A 1,234-nucleotide genomic window follows, 5' to 3' on the forward strand; every position below is an offset into this window, starting at 1 on the left:
GTTGTATCCAAGTAGGCTCCTACTTTAGCGCCCTACTTTGTAAAATGACAGTAGGTACAGGAAAATAGTCAAAAAAATACCCCCTGGTTAAAGGGGGTAGGGGGTTACATTGCCTCAACTATCTGTATTGATTCGCTTACCCCAAGGTAATGCCTCAGTATCACGTCTACGCTATTACCGCAGGCGGTGGCTATATGTAATAGCGCGTTGTTATTGTGGGCATTAGCGTGAGCAGTAAGGGTGATGTAGGTATGGCGAGTGTGATATTGCGGTAAGTACCCTCCTATGACGCCTTCCTCAACTAACTGAGTGACTACACCGGGGTAGTAGTAAGTTTTTTCTGTACCATCAGCTAGGGCTCTAGTTTTTTTGAATCCCCGCCATGCCTCTTGTAGAGAGGTGATTGGAATGTATTTACCTTTTTTGTTCGGAAAGCAAAGATTGCTTAAGCTCTCGCCTTTTAGTTGGATCAGCAACTCTCTCAATCGAGAATTGTCACTGAAATAGAATAGTCTTGCCTCGCCCGTTTTGGTCTCTTTTATTTTGTGGGTGGAAGCACCTAATGATTTATTAAAACGAATTAGATTTCTTTCAAAATCTATATCATGCCAACAGAGGGCTAACGCTTCTGATGTGCGACATCCTGTAAGAAAGTAGAATTCGATTAGGGGTGCAAAATGAGACTTGTTAGACCCATAAAAAGCCTTGATAATGATGTCGCACTCTATCTTGGTAAATGCGCGTCTATCCTCTTCTAGCGCTTTTTCGTCCGTCACCTCGTGCCATTGTTTCTCTTCCCCATTTACTATTTTGGATGCGTACTTTTGCTGAGTTGTGATAGCAGGTGCGCTGAATTTATCGCTGACAAAAGGGTTTTCGGTTGTGGGATTGACTAGCATACCTTTTGATTTGCAATACTCGAAAGCTAGTCGCAACTCATTGATAAAGTAAGTCTTTCTGCTTATTGTGGTATTTGTGATTGCAAACATCACATTCTGTCCATCGCTTAAGCGTATGTCGCTAATACTCTGGTCGGATTGGACGTGTTGCTTAGTTTGGTTGTTCCATATTTTACCGTAAATAATGTTTGAAAACTGTGTCTGGAAAGTTACTTTAAACGTAGTCTCTTCAATGGTTGTTTCTTTCCACTGAAGGTACGCTTCCCACATCTCGCCTACGGTAATCTCGGGTGTTGCAGCCTGTGCACCTGGCATCTGAAGTACATCAGCTAGCT

1 protein-coding gene is annotated in these 1,234 nt (G+C 42.7%); it reads right to left on the minus strand.

The annotated features are described in order from the left end of the window. Positions 1-104: 104 nt before the first annotated feature. On the minus strand, positions 105-1,234 hold a 1,130-nt coding region (locus JGK36_RS00115), incomplete at its 5' end, for a tyrosine-type recombinase/integrase (RefSeq protein ID WP_293199421.1).

This window comes from Microcoleus sp. PH2017_35_SFW_U_B (assembly GCF_020737865.1).
Lineage (GTDB): Bacteria > Cyanobacteriota > Cyanobacteriia > Cyanobacteriales > Microcoleaceae > Microcoleus.